This is a genomic window from Alloalcanivorax venustensis ISO4, from assembly GCF_015356855.1.
Lineage (GTDB): Bacteria > Pseudomonadota > Gammaproteobacteria > Pseudomonadales > Alcanivoracaceae > Alloalcanivorax > Alloalcanivorax venustensis.
In genome coordinates this window covers 13,309-29,986 of the sequence record NZ_ARXR01000022.1, presented here as the reverse complement: position 1 = coordinate 29,986, position 16,678 = coordinate 13,309, and the positions used below count along the sequence as shown (strand labels likewise).

The following is a 16,678-nucleotide window of genomic DNA, read 5'->3' as shown; positions in this document are numbered from 1 at the left end:
GCTCCTTATTCGGCGATGACTCTTACCGGCCGGCCGGTGATCTGACAGAACAGCTCGTAGCTGATGGTACCGCAGGCGGCGGCCACTTCGTCCACGGCCACGGTGTCGCCCCACAGCTCCACGCTGTCGCCGACCCGGGCGTCCAGGCCGGTCAGGTCCACGGTGATCATGTCCATGGAGACCCGGCCCACCAGCCGGGTGCGCTGGCCGTTCACCGCCACCGGGGTGCCGCTGGGCGCGTGGCGCGGGTAGCCGTCGCCGTAGCCCACCGCCACCACGCCGATGCGGCCCGGGGCGTCGGCGCGCCAGGTGGCGCCGTAGCCGACGGTGTCGCCGGCCTGAATCGGGTTGATGGCGATCAGCCGGGCGCTGAAGCGCTGGGTCACCGCCAGTTGCAGATCGGCGGCGCTGCGCCAGGGGAACGGCGAGGAGCCGTAGAGCATAATGCCGGGGCGCACACGCCGGGCACGGGCCTCGGGGTAGCGGATCAGCGCGGCGGAGTTGGCGGCGCTGAGCGGCACGTTCAGCTCCTTGGCCAGGGTGTCGGCGATGGCCAGTTGGTGGTCGGTGAAGGTGTCGTCCTCGGCGTCGGCGCAAGCGAAATGGCTCATCACGCCGAGCAGCCGCACCCCGGGGATGGCGCGCAGGCGCGCCGCCTGGGCCCGGGCCAGGTCCGGCGCCATGCCGAGCCGGTTCATGCCGGTGTTGACCTTGAGCCAGACCCCCAGCGGGGCCGGGCGCGCCGCCAGCAGGTCCACCTGCCAGGGCGAGTGCACCACCACTTCCGCATGCAGCCGCGAGGCGAGGGCCAGCTCGTCGGCGTCGAAGAAGCCCTCCGCCACCAGTACCGGATGGGCCAGCCCCAGATGGCGCAGCGCCTGGGCCTCTTCGATCACCGCCACGCCCAGACCGTCGACGGCGTTGGCGAAGGCGCGGGCCGCCAGGCCCAGGCCGTGGCCGTAGCCGTTGGCCTTGACCATGGCGAACACCCGGGCGCCGTTGGCCAGCGCCCGGGCGCGGCGCGCGTTGTCGGTCAGGGCCCGGGGGCGGATTTCCAGAAAGGTACCGCGCATGCGCCGTTACTCGTCGCCGGCATACTGCTGATAGTATTCCGGCGCCAGGTCGTCGAAGCGCAGGTACTCGCCCCGGAACGCCACGCGCACGGTGCCGATGGGGCCGTTCCGCTGCTTGCCGATGATCACTTCGCCGATGCCCTTTTCGGTGGTGTCCTGGTTATAGACCTCGTCCCGATACAGGAACATGATCACGTCGGCGTCCTGCTCGATGGCCCCGGATTCCCGCAGGTCGGACATCACCGGGCGTTTGTTGGGGCGTTGCTCCAGGGAGCGGTTGAGCTGCGAGAGCGCCACCACCGGGCAGTTCAACTCCTTGGCCAGGCCCTTCAGCGAGCGGGAAATCTCCGAGATCTCGTTAACACGGCTGTCGGCGCCGGGCACCTGCATCAGCTGCAGGTAATCGATCATGATCATGCCCAGCTGGCCGCCGCACTCGCGCGCCACTCGTCGCGCCCGGGTGCGCAGTTCCAGGGGGCTCAGCGCCGGCGTGTCGTCGATGAAGAACTTCTGTTCGCTGAGCATCTGAATCGCGGAGGTGATGCGCGGCCAGTCATCCTGATCCAGGCGCCCGGAACGGATCGAGGTCTGGTTGATGCGCCCCAGCGAGGACAGCATCCGCATCACGATGGCGTCGGCGGGCATCTCCATGGAGAACACCAGCACCGGCTTGTGCGCCTTGAGCGCCACGTTTTCGCACAGGTTCATGGCGAAGGTGGTTTTACCCATGGAGGGCCGCCCGGCCACCACCACCATGTCCGAGGGCTGCAAGCCGGAGGTCATCTTGTCCAGCTCCTCGAAGCCGGTGGTGAGACCGGTCAGCGAGTTCTTGTTCTTGTAGAGCTCGTCGATGCGGTCGACGGCTTTTTTCAGGACCGTTTTGATGTCCTGCGGGCCGCTGCCCTTCTTCTGCTGCTCGGCGATTTCGAAAATCGCCGACTCCGCCGCGTCGAGAATTTCCAGCGACGGCGTGCCCTTGGGGTTGAAGGACTGCTCGGCGATGCCGTGGGACACCTGGATCAGCTGGCGCAGGATGCTGCGCTCACGGACGATGTCCGCGTAGGCGTTGATGTTGGCGGCGCTGGGCGTGTTACGGGCCAGGTCCGACAGGTAGGTCATGCCGCCCACGTCGTCCAGCTCGCCACGGTGGGTGAGCGCCTGGGACACGGTCACCAGGTCGCAGGGCTTCTCTTCTTCCACCAGTTGATCGACCACCTGGAAGATCAGCCGGTGTTCCTTGCGGTAGAAGTCCTTGGGCCCGACCCGCTCGGCCACTTCGTCCCAGGCTTCGTTGTTGAGCAGCAACCCCCCCAGCACGGCTTGCTCCGCCTCCTGGGAATGGGGCGGGATACGCAGATTATCCGGGAGATGATCGTCCAGACTCAGGGGTTCGTTCATGGCAGGTCCGTTAAACGAAAAGGGCACCGCCCGTTGCCGGACAGTGCCCTGATTCTGTCACCGTGCCCCCGTGGGGGCAAACCGCTTACGCAGGCCGGGATTACTCCTGGGGCACCACGGTCAGTTTGATGGTCACGGTCACGTCGGCGTGCAGGCTCAGGTCGATCTCGTACTCGCCGGTCTGGCGGATCGCGCCCAGCGGCAGCTTCACTTCCGCTTTCTCGACGGCCACGCCGGTCTGCTCGCTGATCGCGTCGGCGATGTTGGCGGTGCCAACGGAGCCGAACAGCTTGCCTTCGTCACCGGACTTGGCGCCCACGGTGATGGTGGCTTCAGCCAGCTTCTCGGCGCGCGCTTCGGCGGCGCTCAGCAGCTCGGCGGCCTGTTTTTCCAGTTCCGCGCGACGCTCTTCCACTTCGGCCAGGTTGTTCTTCGTGGCCGGCAGGGCTTTGCCTTGCGGGATCAGGAAGTTACGGCCGTAACCGGGGCGAACGTCCACCACGGAGCCCAGGTCACCCAGGTTCTTGATGGTTTCCAGCAGGATCACTTGCATGACGGTCCCCTCGGCTTAATTGTCGTGGCTGTCGGCGTACGGCAGCAGCGCCAGGAAGCGGGCCTGCTTGACAGCGGAGGCCAGCTGACGCTGATAGCGTGCCTTGGTGCCGGTGATACGGCTGGGCACGATCTTGCCGGTTTCGGTGATGTAGGCTTTCAGGGTGTCCAGATCCTTGAAATCAATGAACTCGACACCTTCCGCGGTAAAGCGGCAGAACTTGCGACGGCGATAAAAACGGGCCATGGGTAAACTCCTCTCGATTCCTTAGTGGGGCTCCAGTGTTTCCGCGATCAACTGCAAACGGTCCCGGGCTTCGCCCTTGTAGCCGGCCTGGCAGAGAAAACCGGTGACCGTGACGCTTTGCCCTTCCCGCAGGCCCTGGCCCTGGATCAGGCTGGCGTTGCCGCCGACCAGAACAATGGCGATACGGGCTCGGACTTCACGGGGTTGACCGTCTTCCACTTGCCGGGACCGGTGCTCCAGCCAGAAACGCTGGCGGGGAACGCCGGCCGGTGTAACCGCAACCTTTTCCAGGCTGGCGATGACGCCGGTGAGTTGGCAGTGATTGTGTCCGGAAATCAGCTGGTGGCCTCCTCCTTCTCGTTGGCTTTGGACAGCGGCGAAGGCTCGGTGATAGCCCGCTCGCGACGCACCACGAGGTGACGGATAACGGCATCGTTAAAGCGGAAGGTGTTTTCCAGCTCTTCGAGAGTGTCGCCGTCACATTCAATATTCATCAGCACGTAGTGTGCTTTATGAATCTTGTTGATCGGGTAGGCCAGCTGACGGCGGCCCCAATCTTCCTGGCGGTGGATGGTGCCCTTGCCGTCGGTCACGATAGCGCTGTAGCGCTCGACCATGGCGGGAACCTGTTCACTCTGGTCCGGGTGGACCAGGAACACGACTTCATAATGACGCATTGTTGGCTCCTTACGGATTGCGCAGCCTCCCGCGACAGGCGGTGAGGCAAGGAGTCCGCGCCCCGGAGGGCACGGAAGGGCGGGGAGTCTAGCTCAAAGCAGCTGCATGCTGCAAGCCAGTAATGGCGGCGGGTGGGAGCGGGCCCCGCCCGCGAAAGGCCGGTGTAACCGGCCGGCAGGATACCAGAGGCGTTATTAATGGCAGGGTTGGATATGTCTCTGGGATCCTGCCGGCAAGCGTTGCTTGCCTTTCGCGGGCAAGGCCCGCTCCCACCAGGCACTCGTAGCACCTTGCCCCTGCTCCCTACACCCTGGATTCTCCTAGCGCGCGAGCGCGGCACGGACGTGGAACAGCACCACTCCCGTCGCCACGGAGACATTAAGGCTCTGCACATCACCAGCCATCGGAATCGCGACCAAATCGTCGCAACGCTCCAGGGTCAGCCGCCGCAGGCCTTCCCCTTCGGCGCCCATGACCACGGCCAAAGCGGCCTCGGGGCGATAATCGAACAATGACTGGCTGCGCTCGTTGAGCGCGGTGCCGGCCACCTGGATACGACGGTCCTTGAGCATTTCCAGCACCCGCGCCAGGTTGCCCACCTCGAAGTAGGCCAGCGCCTCGGCGGCGCCGGCGGCGCTGCGGCAGGCCACCGGCGTCAGCCCGGCGGCATGGCGGCGCGGCACCACCACCGCGTCGACGCCGGCGGCGTCGGCGCTGCGCAGGCAGGCGCCCAGGTTATGCGGGTCGGTGACCCCTTCCAGGATCAGCAGCAGGGGCGGATGATCCAGGCCGTCCAGATGCGCGGCCAGGGCCTGCTCGTCGCCGGCGCTGCGCGGCCGGGCACGGGCCACCACGCCCTGGTTCTGGGGGCCGGCCAGCTTGTCCAGCGACTCGCGGCGGCTGTACTGCACCGCGATGCCCTGGTCCCGGGCGGCGATGATCAGGGTTTCCAGCCGAGCGTCGCCGCGCTTGGCGCGGGTGTCCAGCACGAACAATTCCAGCACCCCTTCCGGGCGGTGCCGCAACAGAGACTCCACCGCGTGGATGCCGGAATACATGAGCGGTTTGTTCATCGGCGGCGGCGCGGCTTACGCTGGCCGCTCTTCTTGGCCCCGTCGCCGCTCTTGGCGTCGCCGGGGATGTCACCGCGGGCGATCTTTTCCCGCTCGGACCCGCCACCGGCGTCACCGCCGCCCTTGCCGGCGGCCGGCTTCTTGCGGCCGGCGCCTTTCTTGGCCCCTTTTCGGGCGCCCTTCTTGGCCGCCGCCTTGGGCTTGGGGCCGCCACGCTTGCCCGGCGCCGGCGTGGAACTGATCAGCTCCAGGTCGATCTTGCGGTCGTCGGTGTGCACACCGGCCACCTTCACCGTCACCGCGTCACCGAGGCTGAAGCGGCGCCCGGACGACTCTCCCACCAGCGCCATGTTGACGTCGTCGAAGTGGTAGTAGTCGCTGTCCAGGTTGGCCACGTGCACCAGGCCGTCGATGTGCAGGTTGTTGATCTGCACGAACAGGCCGAAGGCGGCCACGCCGCTGACCACGCCGTCGAACTCAGCGCCCAGGTGGTCTTCCATGTACTGGCACTTGAGCCACTGCTCCACATCGCGGGTGGCGTCGTCGGCGCGCCGCTCGGTCATCGAGCAGTGCTCGCCCATGGCGATCATGTCGTTGAGGCTGAACGGCAGAATGTGATCGCGCTGGATCGCCGGCAGGCCGCCCGGGTTGTCCGCGTGGGGGGTGTCCGCGCCGCTGCGGATCAGGTAGCGGATGGCGCGGTGCACCAGCAGGTCCGGGTAACGGCGGATCGGCGAGGTGAAGTGGGTGTAGGCGTTGTAGGCCAGCCCGAAGTGCCCCTTCACGTTGGCCTCGTACTTGGCCTGGCTCATGGTGCGCAGCATCATGGTCTGGATCACCTGGCGGTCCGGCCGGTCGGCGATGGTCTCGCCGAGCTCTTGGAACACCTGCGGGCCGATCGGCCCTTCCGACCAGGGGATGCTCAGGCCCAGCCCGCCCAGGAACTGCTGCAGGTTGGTCAGGCGCTCTTCCTTGGGCGGCTCGTGGTTCCGGTAGAGCGCCGGCAGCTCCGCTTTCTCCAGCAGGCGCGCGGCGCAAATATTGGCCGCCAGCATCGCCTCCTCGATCATCACGTGGGCCACGTTGCGCTGCACCGGCACGATGTCGCGAATCTTGGACTGCTCATCGAACAGGATGCGGCTTTCGTTGCTCTCGAAGTCGATGGCGCCACGCAGTTCGCGGCGGCGGCGCAGGGCCAAGTACATCTCGTGGAAGGCCCACACCGAATCCAGGGTTTCGTCGTCCAGGCTCTTCACGGTTTCGGTGGCGAGCTCGGATTCCGGCTCCTCGATGATTGCCCCCACTTTGTTATAAGTGAGGCGGTGGCGGGAACGCATCACGCCTTCGCGGAACACGAAACGGGAGATGCGGCCGTTGGCGGACACCAGCATGTCGCAGTACAGGCACAACCGGTCCACGTGCGGGTTCAGCGAGCACAGGCCGTTGGACAGCGCCTCGGGCAGCATCGGCACCACCCGGTTGGGGAAGTACACCGAGTTGCCGCGCTTGTGCGCCTCGTTGTCCAGCGCCGTGCCCGGATGCACATAGTGGCTGACGTCGGCGATCGCCACGATCAGGCGCCAGCCGCCGCGCTGGCGGCTCTCCACATAGACGGCGTCGTCGAAATCCTTGGCGCTCTCGTCATCGATGGTGACCAGCGGCAGGTCGCGCAGGTCCACGCGGTGGGCCTTGGCGGGGTGCGGCACCTCGGCGCCGAAGCGCTCGGCTTCCTCGGGCACGCCCTTGGGCCACTGGTGGGGGATCTCGAAGCGGCGCAGCGCCACCTCCACTTCCATGCCGGCCTGGTCCGGGGTGGCGATCACCTCGAGCAGGCGCACCAGCACGTGCTGGTCGCGGGACGGATACTGGGTTATCTCGGCGCGCACATGGTCGCCGTGCTCGGGCTTGATGCCGTTGAGGTCCTCGACCAGCACTTCCTTGGTGATGCGGCGGTTTTCCGGCTCGATGAAGCTGACCCCGGCCTCGCGGTGATAACGGCCGACGATCTCGGTGACGGCGCGCTCGGTGATCTCCACGATGCGCGCCTCTTCCTTGCCGAAGCGGTTGACGCCGGCGGTGCTCACCAGCACCCGGTCGCCGTCCATCACCTTTTCCATCTGCCGGGGCGCCAGGAACAGGTCCTTGCGGCCGGGCTCGTCGGCGATCAGAAAGCCGAAGCCGTCACGGTGGCCCTGCACCCGGCCGGCGATCAGATCCATGCGCGAGGCGATGCCCACCTTGCCGTTGCGGTTTTCCACCAGCTGGCCGTCGCGCAGCATCGCCTTGAGGCGGCGCTCCAGGCCCACCTCGCCGTCTTCGTCCACGTCCAGGAGCCCGGCCAGGTCGTGCTTACCGAGCGGCTTTCCCTGGTCGTCGAGGACCTGCAGGATCAACTCGCGGCTGGGAACCGGATTCTCGTACTTCGACGCCTCCCGGTCCGCGTGGGGATCCTTATAGCGTTTCCTGGGTGCCATTCAATAACCTCTAATAAAATACATGTGTATAAGCCCGCCGGATGGCGCCGGCGGGCGCTACCTTAACCCAGCAGGGGACTCACGCACCACGGGGGCCGGCGAAATCGAGCCGGAAGCGGAAGGCCGGGCGGGTAGCCTCGAACGGGCGAAATGCCCAATGTTTTCGGAACTAACCGTTGACATCCCGGCATCATATACTAGAATGCACGCGCTTTCGCGATGAAGGGCCGGAATCGGTCGTTCAACGAAACAAGCCGAGGTGGTGAAATTGGTAGACACGCTAGCTTCAGGTGCTAGTGGGGGCAACCCCGTGGAGGTTCAAGTCCTCTCCTCGGCACCAATTCAGAAAAGGGCTCCCCATGGGAGCCCTTTTTGTATCCGCTCTAAAGGCCCCTTCAGCATGCGCCTTTTCCTTGCTTCCCTGATTCTGGCTCTGGGTTTGAGTGCCGCCACTCCGGTGGTCGCCCAGGAACAGGCCGTGAACCCGGAAGTCCGGAAAGCCGACGCCCAGCTGGAGAAGGCCAAACGCCGTGAACGCCTGCTGCTGCTGTTCCCCGCTGGCGCCCTCGGCCTCACCATCGCCCTGATCGTGATCACCCGCCGCCGCAAGAAATAACGTGAGCCCCGTCTCAGTGAAGGCCGCCTTCACATAGTCGCCATTTTAAGCACACCGATTTGACATTTTTCTCCGCCAGGATTGGCCACCTCCCCAATCCCATTCTGAATAAGACGGAGAAACCCATGTATCTGCGGAACGACGCCCGTTTTAAACTGAGCGCGCTGGCCATCGCCACGTCGCTCGCCCTGGCCGCCTGCGGTGGCGACAGCGACAGCAATGACAACATCGGCGGTGGTGACGGTGGTGGCGACCCCCAACCGCAGATGGAACGGCTGACCCGAATCGCCACCCTGCCACTAGGCTCCGAAGCCACCGGCCTGTTCCTCAAAGACGACGGTGAAGTATTCACCAATATCCAACACCCTTCCGACGCCAACACGGTCGCGGATGAAGACGGCAATGTTTACAACCTGGCCACCGTGGGGCTGATCGAAGACGCCGATGTGCGCAAGCATTTCGAGGCGGTGTCGGTTCCGCAAACCGATGAAGAAAAGCAAACCATGCGGGTGGCCCTTGGCCGCTACAACGTGCTGGGCCAGCAAGGCAACGACTGGGCGGGCGCGCCACAACCGAGTCTCGGCGGCATCGCCGTGCAGGACGGCACCGCCTTGATCAAGGTGTCCAACGACCCCGACTTCAACGGCTGGATTGAAGTGAGCGAGAACGAAGGCTACCTGTTCACCAACTGGGAAGACCGCCCCGGCGGCATGAGCCGTCTCCATCTGATGCGCGATCAGGACGGTCGCTGGGCGGTTAAGGACAACGACGCCACCATGGTGGATTTCTCCGCGGTGAAAGGCACCTGGGTGAACTGCTTCGGCACCGTGTCGCCCTGGAACACGCCACTCACGTCCGAAGAGCTCTACTTCGATCACACCATCGATTGGAACGCACCCGACGAGGGCGAAGTACAGGACCTGGCGGATTACCTGGCCGGCGAGATCAACACCGACCACACGGTGACCTACCCCAACCCTTACGACTATGGCTACATCGTCGAGATCACCGACGCGACCGGCACGCCGACCCCGGTGAAACACTTCACGCTGGGCCGCTACTCCCATGAGAATGCGGTGGTGATGCCGGACCAGAAAACCGTCTACATGAGCGACGACGGCGGCGGCGTGATTCTCTTCAAATTCGTGGCGGACACAGCCGGTGACCTGAGCAGCGGCACCCTGTATGCCGCCCGGGTGGTGCAGGACAGCCCCGTCATGGACGCGGCTCAAGCGGGCTTTCATATCGGCTGGGTGGAACTCGCCAGCGGTAGCAACGACGAGATCGAAAGCTGGGTGGACGAATACGACGGTATCACCACCGCGGACTACGTAGACGGCGAGAACAGCTACATCTCCGACCGCCAGGTTCACGAGTGGGCGGAATCCAAACTGGGCGAAGACCTGGACAGCGACGGTGTGGTCGCGGCCAATCCCTTCGGCGATGACCGCGTTGCCTTCCTGGAATCCCGCAAGGCGGCGGTGAAGCTGGGTGCCACCGGCGAGTTCAACAAGATGGAAGGTATCAACATCAACATGACCCGCGCCAAGGCCAGCGTCGAAGGTGATGGCCCGCAGGCGTATGTCTACGTGGCGATGTCCGATATCACCGGCAAGATGACCGATACCCAAGGGGTAATCCAGCTCACCAACGACGATACCCGTTGCGGCGGAGTGTTCCGGATGCCCCTGGAAGCGGACTACAACGTGTCCTACCTGGAAATGGTGGAACTGGGCGGCCCGTACGATCCGACCGATGCGGCCAACACCTGCAGCGTCGACGGCCTCGCTGGTCCGGATAACGTCGCGATCATGGAAGATGGCCGAGTGTTAATCGGCGAAGACACCGGCAACCACGAAAACAACATGGTGTGGCTGCTGGATCCGGAAGCCTGACCACCCCGATTCAGAGAAAGCCCGGGGAGGAGCGCACGCGCCCTCCCCGTTTCTGTTTTTCACATCCCGGTTTTTTATATGAAACACATCATTGTCGTTTTTTGTATTGGTCTGATCTTGGCCGGCTGCGATTCCGCGAACAGTGAAGCGCTGGAAAACAATCCATCCAGTAGCGCCGTCAGCGCCCCGAATGACGCACCGCAACGCAAGCTGCCGCCGGATCTCAGCGCTATCTACAACCACGAAGCGCCGATTCCGCCGCAGTGCTACACGCGCACCGAGGGCGACTTCAACCCCTGCTACACCTGCCACCAGACCTATGACGACCGGGCCCGACCCAACACCATGTGGGACGGTTATTTGCAGGGTGCTTACGACTTTTCCGAGCTGGGGGAAACCAACCACTGGCTCAACCTGTTCGTCGACCGCCGCGAGCAGGTGGCGAAGATGTCCGACCAGGCCATCATCGACTACATCAACCAGGACAATTACACCCCGGCGATGACCGACCTGGCCGAAGACAGCGACTGGCAGGGCCCGTTGCCCTACATCGAAGGCCTGCAGCAGGGCGCCGCGGCGTTCGACGAGCAAGGCTTCGCCAAGGACGGCAGCCACTGGGTGGCGTTCAACTACAAGCCGCTGCCGAGCACCTTCTGGCCCACCAACGGCAGCACCGACGACGTCATGGTGCGGCTGCCGGAGCCGTTCCGCACCAGCACCTGCGCCGATCACGACGCGGCGTCCCGGGACGTCTACCTGGCCAACCTGTCGCTGATGGAGATGGCGATCAAGGAGCTGGACCGCATCAGCACGCCGCCCATCGACGAGCAGGCGGTGTGCGCCGACCTGGACGGCGACGGCACCCTCGGCACCGCCCGCACCCTGCTGAAGCGCGACCACTACCTGGGCGGCGCCGCCGACGTGCCGGTCACCGACATGCTCTACCCGGAAGGCATCGAGTTCCTGCACACGGTGCGCTACGTGGGCGTGGACGCGCACGGCGGCATCGGCCTGCCGCCGCGCATGAAGGAAGTGCGCTATATGAACAAGATCCGCTTCTACAACAGCGCCCACCTGAAATCCCTGTACGGCAACGAGCACCAGGAAAAAGCCGAAGGCAACCTGCCCTACTACACCGACCACGGCGACCGGGGCATGGACAACGGCTTCGGCTGGATGGTGCTGGGCTTCATCGAGAAGGAAGACGGCAGCCTGCGCCCGCAGAGCAACCAGGAGCAGCGCTTCTGCATGGGCTGCCACACCACCGTGGGCACCACCATCGACCAGACCTTCGCCTTCCCGCGCAAGGTCACCGGCGCCGAAGGCTGGGGCTACATCGACATCAAGGGCATGCGCGACGCCCCGGCGATCAACCAGGATGAAGGCGAGATCGCCCAGTACCTGCGGCTGGTGGGCGGCGGCAACGAGTTCCGCGAAAACGACGAGATGCAGGCGCGCTGGTTCAACGAGGACGGCAGCCTCAAGCGCGACAAGGTGGCCGGCGCCGACGTCTACGAGCTGATCACGCCCAGCCGCGAACGGGCCCTGGCGCTGAACAAGGCCTACAAGCTGATCGTCGAGGAGCAGAGCTATCTGTACGGCCGCGACGCCACGTTGAAGCCGGCGGAGAACGTCTACCGGCACATCAATCCGGACGAAGTGACGCCACTGAAACCGGAGAGGCGTATCGACGGCTATGACATCCGCCTGGACTGGTCGGCGGCCGGCGCCACGGAGTGACGGCCGGCCGCGACGGCGCTACCCGAACGGGTGGCGCTGGACGATGGTCTCGGCCCGGTCCGGGCCGGTGGAGATGATATCGATGGGCGCGCCGGTGACTTCCTCGATACGCTTGAGGTAGGCACGGGCGTTGGCCGGCAGGTCCTCCAGCTTCTTAACGCCGATGGTGGACTCGGACCAGCCGGGCACCGACTCGTACACCGGGGTCACCTCGGAGTAGCTGTCCGCGTCCCAGGCGCACTCCAGGGCCTTGCCGTCCGGGCCCTGGTAGCCCACGCAAATGTTCACTTCCTCGAGGCCGTCGAGCACGTCCAGCTTGGTCAGGCACAGCCCACTGATCGAGTTGATCTGGATGGCGCGCTTGAGCGCCACCGCGTCGACCCAGCCGCAACGGCGGGCACGGCCGGTGGTGGAGCCGAACTCGTGGCCCTTTTCCGCCAGGTAACGGCCGGTCTCATCGAACAGCTCGGTGGGAAACGGCCCGCTGCCCACCCGGGTGGTGTAAGCCTTGGTGATGCCCAGCACGTAATCCAGATAGAGCGGCCCGAAACCGGTGCCGGTGGCGGTGCCGCCGGCGGTGGTGTTGGAGCTGGTCACGTAGGGGTAGGTGCCGTGGTCGATGTCCAGCAGCGTGCCCTGGGCGCCCTCGAACATGATGTTCTCATCGCGCTCGCGGGCGCCGTGCAGGGTGGCGGTGACGTCGCACACCATGGCGCGGATGTCCTCGGCCTGGGCCAGGGTGTCGTCCAGGGTTTTCTGGAAGTCCACCGGCTCGGCGTTGTAGAAGCTGCGCAGGATGAAGTTGTGGTAGTCCATCACTTCACCCAGCTTGGCGGCGAAGCGCTCGCGGTGGAACACATCACCCAGGCGCACGCCCCGCCGCGCCACCTTGTCTTCGTAGGCCGGGCCGATGCCGCGTCCGGTGGTGCCGATTTTCTGGGCGCCGCGGGCCACTTCCCGGGCCTGGTCCAGCGCCGCGTGCACCGGCAGGATCAGCGGGCAGGCGGAGGACAGCCGCAGGCGCTCGCGCACCGGCACGCCCTTGTCTTCCAGGCCGCGGATCTCCTTGAGCAGGGCTTCCAGCGACAGCACCACGCCGTTGCCGATCAGGCACTGCACGTTGTCGCGCAGGATGCCGGAGGGGATCAGGTGGAGGACGGTCTTCTCGCCGTCGATCACCAGGGTGTGGCCGGCGTTATGGCCGCCCTGGAAACGGGCCACGTAGGCGGCCTGATCGGTGAGCAGATCGACGATCTTGCCCTTGCCTTCATCACCCCATTGGGTACCGAGAATTACGACGTTCTTGCCCATGGCTGTTCGCTTTGGCCTGTCAGGAGGAAATGGATTGCAGGGTCCAGCCGTCGCCGGCGGACACCAGCTCACGGTCGCACCCCAATTCAGCGGGGTCGTTATCGGCGCCGGCCAGGGCCAGCACCACGCGCTCGCCCCGGGCGCGCAGCTCCGCCACGCGGGCGGCGAAGCCGGCGTCCGCCAGTTCGCCGCGGGCGAGCACGGCGCCGGCGCGCGGCACCGGCGCCAGCGAGGCGAGCTTTTTCAGGTCGGCACTGAAGCCGGTGGCCGGGCGCGCCCGGCCGAACACTTCACCGATGTGATCGTAGCGGCCGGCGGCTCGCTGTCGCCGGGCAGGTAGGCGGCGAACACACAGCCGGTGTGGTAGTGGTAGCCGCGCAGCTCACCCAGGTCCAGGTGCACGTCGAGACCGCGCTCGGCGAGCACCGACACCAGCCGCTCCAGGTCGGCGAGCGCCCGGGTGGCGTCCGGAAAGTCGGCCAGCAGGCCGCGGGCCTGGGCGAACACGCCGGTGTCGCCGTCCAGGAACGGCAGCGCCGCCAGCGCCCGCGCGGCGGCCTCCGGCAGGGCCTGGCCGTCCAGGAAGCGGGTCAGTTCGGTGCGCGCCTTGCGCAGATAGATGTCTTCCAGCGTCGCCTGGGCGGCGGCGTCCAGATCGCAGGCGTCCACCAGGGCGCGGAAAATGCCCACGTGCCCCAGGTCCAGCACCACTTTGTCGTTGGCGCCGGCCAGGGCCAGGGTCTCGCCCATCAGCAGGATCACTTCCAGGTCGCTGTCGCCGCCGGCGTGGCCGAACAGCTCGACGCCGAGCTGGTAGGGCAGCCGGGTGCCGCCCACCTGGGTGGGCCGGGCGCGCAGCGCCGTGGAGCAGTAACACAAACGGGTGGGGGCGTTGCGGCGCAGGCTGTGGGCGTCGATGCGCGCCACCTGCGGGGTCATGTCCGCGCGCACGCCCATCAGGCGGCCGCTGAGCTGGTCGGTGATCTTGAAGGTGTCCCGCTCCAGGTCACGGCCGGCGCCGTTGAGCAGAGACTCCAGGAATTCGATCAGCGGCGGGTACACCAGCTCGTAGCCCCAGGACTGGTACAGGTCCAGAGCCCGGCGGCGCAGTTGTTCGATGGCCCGGGCGCGTTCGGGAAGCACTTCCTCGACGCCGTCGGGCAACAACCACTGTTCTTCCTGATTCATCTTACGATCCCGAGGGTATTCAATCGACACAGGGGTCCAACGGAGGGCCGGCAGAGGTGGCGGCCACAAAAAAACCGGGCCTCGTGACCCGGTTGATGGATTCTAACACGTCCCCCGAGGGGCAGATACCCGCCGCCCGGCGGCGGGCACCCGGTGTTCAGCGTCCGCGGTTCTGCTTCATGTACTGGAAGAACTCGCTGTCCGGAGAGAGGATCAGCACGTCTTCCTTGGAGTCGAAGCTTTCCCGGTACGCCTGCAGGCTGCGGTAGAAGCGGAAGAACTCCTCGTCCTTGCCATAGGCGTTGGCGTAGATCGAGGTGGCGCGGGCGTCGCCGGCGCCGCGCAGGCGCTGCGCTTCCTCGTAGGCCTGGGCCACGATCTGCGTCTGCTGGCGGTCGGCGGCGGCGCGGATGCGCTCGGCGTCCTCGCGGCCCCGCGCCCGGTGCTCGGCGGCGTCACGGGCACGTTCGGCGCGCATCCGGTCGAAGACCCGGCCACGCACCTGATCCGGCCAGTCCACCTGCTTGACGCGCACGTCGACCACTTCGATGCCCAGATCCTCCAGGGTGGCGGCGTTCACTTCCTGGGCCACGGAGTTCATCAGCTTCTCGCGCTGATCGGTCTCGTCGCCCAGTGACGACGCCGCCGTGTCGCCGGGCTCTCCGCCGTCGTCGGCGGCTTGGGCCTCGGCGTCCGCCTCCACTTCGGAGGTGGTTTTCGCCTCGCCGTCGCCGCCGCTAAGGAGGTCCTCGGTGCTTACCGCGGTGGGGTCCAGGGCCTCATCGGGCAGCGCCCCGCCCTGGCCGGCCACCACTTCCTGCACGGTGCGCTCGGCGAACTGGTTCCGCAGCGCCTCGTTAACGCGCGGGTCGAGCAGCTCCCGGGCGCGGCGCTCCATGGCCAGACCGTCGTTGACGCCGGCGCCGACACTGACGATGTAGCGCTGCACGTCGGCGATGCGCCAGGTCACGAAGGCGTCCACGTTGAGCAGTTTCTTTTCCGCGGTCAAAAACGATTGGGTGGGCACGTCGTGGGTGAGCAGACGGCCGTCCACCCGCACCACGTCGTCGATCAGCGGCACCTTCGGGTAAATGCCCGGTTCGATGTCCGCTTTCTCCACCCGTGCGAATCGCTTCAGCACGGCCTTTTCGGTTTCGTTGACGATGTAAAAAGAGTCCAGAGCCAGCAGCAACAGCACGCCCACTGCCACCAGCATAAGCCAGCTACGTGTGCCCATCAGCGAATCTCCGTGCGGTTGCTTTGGTACAGACTGCGCGAGCCGGAACGGCCACTGCCGCCGTCATCGGCGCCGGCGCTCGAGGTGGTCGACGAAGAGGAGCCGGAACCGCTGCCGCGGTTGGCGGCACCGCTGTCGCCGGACACCGGCTGCTTGCCCTTGAACATCTGGTCCAGAGGCAGGTACATCAGGCTGTCACTGCCCTGCGCGTCCAGCAATACCTTGCTGGAGTTGCTGAACACCTCGGTGAGGCTGTCCAGGTAGAGACGCTGACGGGTCACTTCCGGTGCCTTGCGGTATTCCGCTACCAGGTCGGTGAAGCGGGCGGCGTCACCCTCGGCCTCGGCCACCACGCGGACCTTGTAGGCTTCCGCTTCCTCGGTGATGCGCGCGGCCTGGCCGCGGGCTTCCGGAATCACCGAGTTGTAGTAGGCCTCGGCTTCTTTCTTGAAGCGGTCTTCGTCTTCCTTGGCCTTGGCCACGTCGTCGAAGGCGTCACGCACCGCTTCCGGCGCGGCGGTCTTGTCCAGCACCACCTGGTTGATCACCAGGCCGGTGTTGTAGCGGTCCAGATACTCCTGCAGCCGCTCGCGCACCAGCAGACGAATATCTTCGCGGCGGTCGCGCAGCACGTCGTCCATGGTCGAGCTGCCCACCACGTGGCGCAGCGCCGAGCTGGTGGCGTGCTGAAGAATGGTCTCCGGCGCGCCCACGCGCAGCAGGAACGCCTGGGGGTCGAGTACCTTGTACTGGACTTCCAGGGTCACCGCGACGATGTTGGTGTCCTCGGTGAGCATTTCCTCACTGATTTCGTAGCTGCGGTTCTGCCCCACATCCACTTCCATGCTTTGTTCGATGATCGGCGCGCGCCAGTTCAGGCCCGGGTCCACCATGCGGTTGAATTCACCGAAGCGAAGCACCACGCCGCGCTCGCGCTGATCCACCAGGTAAAAACCCATCAGCACATAACCGACCACCAGCACCACCAGGGCCACCGCCAGCAGGCCGCCGGGGAAGCCGCCGGACGACTTGTTGCCGCCGCCACCGCCGCCGCCTTTGCCGCCGAACAGGTTGTTGATGCGGTCCTTAAGGTTTTTCAGCGCTTCATCAAGATCGGGCGGTCGCTGATCGCCACCGCCGCCGCCCCCGCCCCAGGGGTCCCTGGGTTTGTTTCCGCCGGGTTCATTCCAGGCCAT

Annotated in this window: 15 protein-coding genes, 1 tRNA gene and 1 pseudogene; 4 read left to right on the top strand and 13 right to left on the bottom strand. The window is 65.8% G+C overall.

All coding sequences use genetic code 11. From position 1 onward, the window contains the following. Nucleotides 1–5: 5 nt before the first annotated feature. From alr to rnr, 8 genes are all read right to left on the bottom strand, one after another. Nucleotides 6–1,073, bottom strand: a complete 1,068-nt coding sequence (alr, locus tag ISO4_RS12205) for an alanine racemase (RefSeq protein WP_194856401.1) — start codon at nt 1,071–1,073, stop codon at nt 6–8. 6 nt (nt 1,074–1,079) lie between these two features. Beyond that, nucleotides 1,080–2,471 (bottom strand): replicative DNA helicase, encoded by a 1,392-nt coding sequence (dnaB, locus tag ISO4_RS12200; protein WP_194856400.1) that lies wholly within the window; start codon nt 2,469–2,471, stop codon nt 1,080–1,082. Between the two features lie 100 nt (nt 2,472–2,571). Continuing rightward, the gene (gene rplI / locus ISO4_RS12195; RefSeq protein ID WP_142947422.1) at nt 2,572–3,024 is read right to left on the bottom strand and encodes a 50S ribosomal protein L9; all 453 of its coding nucleotides are present in this window, start codon (nt 3,022–3,024) and stop codon (nt 2,572–2,574) included. A 15-nt stretch (nt 3,025–3,039) separates the two neighbouring features. Beyond that, nucleotides 3,040–3,270 carry a 30S ribosomal protein S18 gene (gene rpsR, locus ISO4_RS12190; protein WP_067611543.1) on the bottom strand — a complete coding sequence of 77 codons (231 nt, stop codon included), beginning with the start codon at nt 3,268–3,270 and terminating at the stop codon, nt 3,040–3,042. 21 nt (nt 3,271–3,291) lie between these two features. Then, on the bottom strand, nt 3,292–3,606 hold the full coding sequence (gene priB / locus ISO4_RS12185) for a primosomal replication protein N (RefSeq protein ID WP_194856419.1): 315 nt from the start codon (nt 3,604–3,606) through the stop codon (nt 3,292–3,294). Then, nucleotides 3,606–3,947 (bottom strand): 30S ribosomal protein S6, encoded by a 342-nt coding sequence (gene rpsF / locus ISO4_RS12180; RefSeq protein WP_194856399.1) that lies wholly within the window; start codon nt 3,945–3,947, stop codon nt 3,606–3,608. The genes priB and rpsF overlap by 1 nt, the downstream gene beginning before the upstream one ends. A gap of 321 nt (nt 3,948–4,268) precedes the next feature. Further along, nucleotides 4,269–5,021 carry a 23S rRNA (guanosine(2251)-2'-O)-methyltransferase RlmB gene (gene rlmB / locus ISO4_RS12175; RefSeq protein ID WP_194856398.1) on the bottom strand — a complete coding sequence of 251 codons (753 nt, stop codon included), beginning with the start codon at nt 5,019–5,021 and terminating at the stop codon, nt 4,269–4,271. Continuing rightward, nucleotides 5,018–7,495, bottom strand: a complete 2,478-nt coding sequence (gene rnr / locus ISO4_RS12170) for a ribonuclease R (RefSeq protein ID WP_194856397.1) — start codon at nt 7,493–7,495, stop codon at nt 5,018–5,020. Before rnr ends, rlmB begins: the two co-directional genes overlap by 4 nt. Before the next feature lie 253 nt (nt 7,496–7,748). Between rnr and ISO4_RS12165 the strand changes: the two genes are divergently transcribed. The 4 genes from ISO4_RS12165 to ISO4_RS12150 all read left to right on the top strand — a co-directional run bounded on the left by ISO4_RS12165 (nt 7,749) and on the right by ISO4_RS12150 (nt 11,746). Next, a tRNA-Leu gene (locus ISO4_RS12165) sits at nt 7,749–7,835 on the top strand. A 60-nt stretch (nt 7,836–7,895) separates the two neighbouring features. Beyond that, on the top strand, nt 7,896–8,111 hold the full coding sequence (locus ISO4_RS12160; protein ID WP_194856396.1) for a hypothetical protein: 216 nt from the start codon (nt 7,896–7,898) through the stop codon (nt 8,109–8,111). Between the two features lie 125 nt (nt 8,112–8,236). Beyond that, the gene (locus ISO4_RS12155) at nt 8,237–10,006 is read left to right on the top strand and encodes an alkaline phosphatase PhoX (RefSeq protein ID WP_142947427.1); all 1,770 of its coding nucleotides are present in this window, start codon (nt 8,237–8,239) and stop codon (nt 10,004–10,006) included. Nucleotides 10,007–10,084: 78 nt separating this feature from the next. Next, on the top strand, nt 10,085–11,746 hold the full coding sequence (locus ISO4_RS12150) for a hypothetical protein (RefSeq protein ID WP_194856395.1): 1,662 nt from the start codon (nt 10,085–10,087) through the stop codon (nt 11,744–11,746). A gap of 18 nt (nt 11,747–11,764) precedes the next feature. On the opposite strand, the gene ISO4_RS12145 is transcribed toward ISO4_RS12150, so the two are convergent. From ISO4_RS12145 to hflK, 5 genes and pseudogenes are all read right to left on the bottom strand, one after another. Beyond that, a complete protein-coding gene (locus ISO4_RS12145; protein WP_194856394.1) occupies nt 11,765–13,057 on the bottom strand; it encodes an adenylosuccinate synthase in 1,293 nt (430 codons plus the stop codon). A gap of 19 nt (nt 13,058–13,076) precedes the next feature. Next, nucleotides 13,077–13,346 carry a hypothetical protein gene (locus ISO4_RS17310; RefSeq protein WP_407647930.1) on the bottom strand — a complete coding sequence of 90 codons (270 nt, stop codon included), beginning with the start codon at nt 13,344–13,346 and terminating at the stop codon, nt 13,077–13,079. A 6-nt stretch (nt 13,347–13,352) separates the two neighbouring features. Beyond that, nucleotides 13,353–14,245, bottom strand: a pseudogene (locus ISO4_RS12140) (ATP phosphoribosyltransferase regulatory subunit); the annotation flags it as partial. 157 nt (nt 14,246–14,402) lie between these two features. Then, nucleotides 14,403–15,482, bottom strand: coding sequence for a protease modulator HflC (gene hflC, locus ISO4_RS12135; protein ID WP_142947431.1), 1,080 nt, complete (start codon nt 15,480–15,482; stop codon nt 14,403–14,405). Beyond that, on the bottom strand, nt 15,482–16,678 hold the full coding sequence (gene hflK / locus ISO4_RS12130; protein WP_142947432.1) for an FtsH protease activity modulator HflK: 1,197 nt from the start codon (nt 16,676–16,678) through the stop codon (nt 15,482–15,484). The genes hflC and hflK overlap by 1 nt, the downstream gene beginning before the upstream one ends.

Bases quoted from the DNA above. Each gene is read 5' to 3' on its own strand.
- alr (WP_194856401.1), bottom strand. From the start codon at position 1,073: ATGCGCGGTACCTTTCTGGAAATCCGCCCCCGGGCCCTGACCGACAAC.
- dnaB (WP_194856400.1), bottom strand. From the start codon at position 2,471: ATGAACGAACCCCTGAGTCTGGACGATCATCTCCCGGATAATCTGCGT.
- rplI (WP_142947422.1), bottom strand. From the start codon at position 3,024: ATGCAAGTGATCCTGCTGGAAACCATCAAGAACCTGGGTGACCTGGGC.
- rpsR (WP_067611543.1), bottom strand. From the start codon at position 3,270: ATGGCCCGTTTTTATCGCCGTCGCAAGTTCTGCCGCTTTACCGCGGAA.
- rpsF (WP_194856399.1), bottom strand. From the start codon at position 3,947: ATGCGTCATTATGAAGTCGTGTTCCTGGTCCACCCGGACCAGAGTGAA.
- rlmB (WP_194856398.1), bottom strand. From the start codon at position 5,021: ATGAACAAACCGCTCATGTATTCCGGCATCCACGCGGTGGAGTCTCTG.
- rnr (WP_194856397.1), bottom strand. From the start codon at position 7,495: ATGGCACCCAGGAAACGCTATAAGGATCCCCACGCGGACCGGGAGGCG.
- ISO4_RS12160 (WP_194856396.1), top strand. From the start codon at position 7,896: ATGCGCCTTTTCCTTGCTTCCCTGATTCTGGCTCTGGGTTTGAGTGCC.
- ISO4_RS12155 (WP_142947427.1), top strand. From the start codon at position 8,237: ATGTATCTGCGGAACGACGCCCGTTTTAAACTGAGCGCGCTGGCCATC.
- ISO4_RS12150 (WP_194856395.1), top strand. From the start codon at position 10,085: ATGAAACACATCATTGTCGTTTTTTGTATTGGTCTGATCTTGGCCGGC.
- ISO4_RS12145 (WP_194856394.1), bottom strand. From the start codon at position 13,057: ATGGGCAAGAACGTCGTAATTCTCGGTACCCAATGGGGTGATGAAGGC.
- hflC (WP_142947431.1), bottom strand. From the start codon at position 15,482: ATGGGCACACGTAGCTGGCTTATGCTGGTGGCAGTGGGCGTGCTGTTG.
- hflK (WP_142947432.1), bottom strand. From the start codon at position 16,678: ATGGCCTGGAATGAACCCGGCGGAAACAAACCCAGGGACCCCTGGGGC.